The sequence below is a fragment of the Vibrio sp. 10N.222.48.A3 genome, from assembly GCF_041475345.1.
In the GTDB taxonomy this organism is placed as follows: domain Bacteria; phylum Pseudomonadota; class Gammaproteobacteria; order Enterobacterales; family Vibrionaceae; genus Vibrio; species Vibrio tasmaniensis_A.
Map to the genome: position 1 here is coordinate 1 of NZ_JBFRVX010000291.1, position 2,544 is coordinate 2,544.

Genomic DNA, 2,544 nt, shown 5'->3' on the forward strand with positions numbered 1-2,544 from the left:
GTTCAGAAGACGCACAGGGAAAACGTTTGTCTCCTAACAGAGTGGTGAATTTGTTCCCCTTTCAGCCATTTTGTAGCACGTGCGCCGCATTTGCCCAACCTTTCCATTTTAAGGACGAGAACAATGGCCAAAGTTTCACTGGAAAAAGAAAAAATAAAAATTCTACTTCTAGAAGGTCTTCACCCTTCTTCTGTAGAAGTACTGCAAGCCGCTGGTTACACAAATATTGAGTACCACAAAGGCTCACTACCTGAAGATGAACTTCTTGAAGCAGTTAAAGATGCTCATTTCATTGGTATCCGTTCTCGCACCAACATCTCCCAAGAAGTTATTGATGCGGCTGAAAAGCTGGTTGCAGTCGGTTGTTTCTGTATTGGTACTAACCAAGTCAACCTTCAAGCAGCAGCAAAGCGCGGTATCCCTGTTTTCAATGCACCGTTCTCAAACACTCGAAGTGTTGCTGAACTCGTTCTAGGTCAGGTTCTATTACTGCTTCGCGGTATCCCAGAGAAAAATGCTCTTGCTCACCGTGGTATCTGGAAAAAGAGTGCAGACAACTCTTACGAAGCTCGTGGTAAGCGTTTAGGTATTATTGGCTACGGTCACATCGGTACTCAGCTGGGTATTATTGCTGAAAACCTTGGTATGCGTGTTTACTTTTACGATATCGAAAACAAGCTGTCTCTAGGTAATGCCACTCAAGTTCATACTATGACCGAGTTGCTGAATAAGTGTGACGTGATCTCTTTACACGTACCTGAAACCAATGAAACTAAAGACATGATGGGTAAAGAAGAGTTCGAGCGCATGAAGCCTGGCTCTATCTTTATCAATGCAGCTCGTGGCACGGTAGTTGACATCCCTGCTCTGTGTGGCGCTCTGGATTCTGGTCACCTTTCTGGTGCGGCTATTGATGTTTTCCCAACAGAACCAAAAACCAATGCAGACCCGTTTGAGTCTCCATTAATGCAGTTCGATAACGTGATTCTAACGCCTCATGTGGGTGGTTCAACTCAAGAAGCACAAGAGAACATCGGAGTTGAAGTTGCTGGTAAACTAGCGAAATACTCTGATAACGGCTCTACGCTATCAAGTGTTAACTTCCCTGAGGTTTCACTGCCATTGCATACGGGCACATCTCGCTTGCTACACATTCACGAAAACCGCCCAGGTATCCTAACTCAGATCAACACCATCTTCGCTGAAGAAGGCATCAACATCGCGGGTCAGTACCTACAGACTGCGGCTGATATGGGTTATGTAGTTATCGATGTAGAAGCGGATCGTTCAGAAGAAGCACTGCTTAAACTGAAAGAGATCGAAGGCACAATCCGTGCTCGTCTTCTTCACTAATCATCGAGTTAGACCATAAGTAAAAACAGAAAGGCTCTCGCAATGAGAGCCTTTTTAGTATTTGGCCTATCGTAGGTAATTAGATCACCATGATCCAAAAGCCTCTATAGCGCTATCTTATTCTTCGATCTGATAGATCACATTGACACGATCACGAATTGTGATCGTTGAGTCTTCATAAGAGTTCGACTCTGTTCTCGCATCCATCGCCATTGAACGCATTAGCACAGGCTGAGAAGATTGTGCATTGTAATCAACACGCCAAACATCACCTAGCTCACGCTCAAAACCACTCGCTAATGATTTAGCTTTTGATGTCGCATCTTTGATCGCTTCTAAGCGTGCTTGCTCTTGATACTTAGCTTGGTCACGCACTTGCAGCTGGATATTATCGATTTGGTTAATACCCTGTCCTATTGCAATATCCATGTACTCATTGAGATTAGCGAGCTCATTCACTTGAACGCTCACATTGCGTGAAGCGCGGTAGCCAACCAATTCTGGTTTGCCATCTTTTGGATAATGGTACTGAGGAGATAGGTACAGATTAGAGCTGTGTACGCTCGCCTCATCTACGCCGGCTTGGTGCAGCTTATTTAGAAAGCCCGTTACCACTTTATCAACAGTACTTTTAGCCTGTTCAGCCGTCATCGTTGACTCTACCACTCTCACTGAGAATGTCGCCATATCTGGTGTCGCGATGACTTCACCATAACCTGTTGTTGAAATATGCGGAAAGGATGGAGAGTCAGCCAGTGATGGAAAGCTCACAGCACTCAACGCAGCAGTAAGAGTAAGAGACGTTGCTAACATCTTTGGTACAAACTTCATTAGGTAGACCTATGCTAAACAAATGTCCTTCCATCATAGAGTAATTTATCGTTTAGCCAATCCTGATTGTGCACATCTAACAGAACTTTGACGCTGAAAAAACCAACAACTTACTGAGGTAAATGATTGTGAGCAAAACTTAATATCGCCTGGGATACCTCTTTTAGCACCCCACTCTCAAGCTGCCAATGGTGCCAATAGATGCGATAAGACAGCAGAAAGCCAGGGGTAATATCAATCAGAGCACCAGACTCTAGTTCCTCGATAATCTGCAATCGAGGAATCAAGCAATAGGCAACACCCGATAGTGCCAAGCGCACAAATGCTTCTGAACTGCCGACCGTATGATTGATCACACTG

The 2,544-nt window shown here is 44.5% G+C and carries 2 protein-coding genes and 1 pseudogene; 1 reads left to right on the plus strand and 2 read right to left on the minus strand.

The genetic code is table 11. From position 1 onward, the window contains the following. The first annotated feature begins 123 nt into the window (after window positions 1-123). Window positions 124-1,353: a phosphoglycerate dehydrogenase gene (gene serA / locus AB4653_RS09425; RefSeq protein ID WP_017097288.1), complete on the plus strand. Its 1,230-nt coding sequence runs from the start codon at window positions 124-126 to the stop codon at window positions 1,351-1,353. Window positions 1,354-1,470: 117 nt separating this feature from the next. Here serA and AB4653_RS09430 read toward each other — a convergent pair whose 3' ends face one another. After that, window positions 1,471-2,184, minus strand: coding sequence for an oxidative stress defense protein (locus AB4653_RS09430; RefSeq protein ID WP_009847667.1), 714 nt, complete (start codon window positions 2,182-2,184; stop codon window positions 1,471-1,473). Between the two features lie 110 nt (window positions 2,185-2,294). After that, window positions 2,295-2,544: pseudogene (locus tag AB4653_RS09435) on the minus strand (ArgP/LysG family DNA-binding transcriptional regulator); the annotation flags it as partial.

Excerpts from the sequence above, each read along its gene's own strand:
- serA (WP_017097288.1), top strand. The coding sequence starts at position 124 with ATGGCCAAAGTTTCACTGGAAAAAGAAAAAATAAAAATTCTACTTCTA.
- AB4653_RS09430 (WP_009847667.1), bottom strand. The coding sequence starts at position 2,184 with ATGAAGTTTGTACCAAAGATGTTAGCAACGTCTCTTACTCTTACTGCT.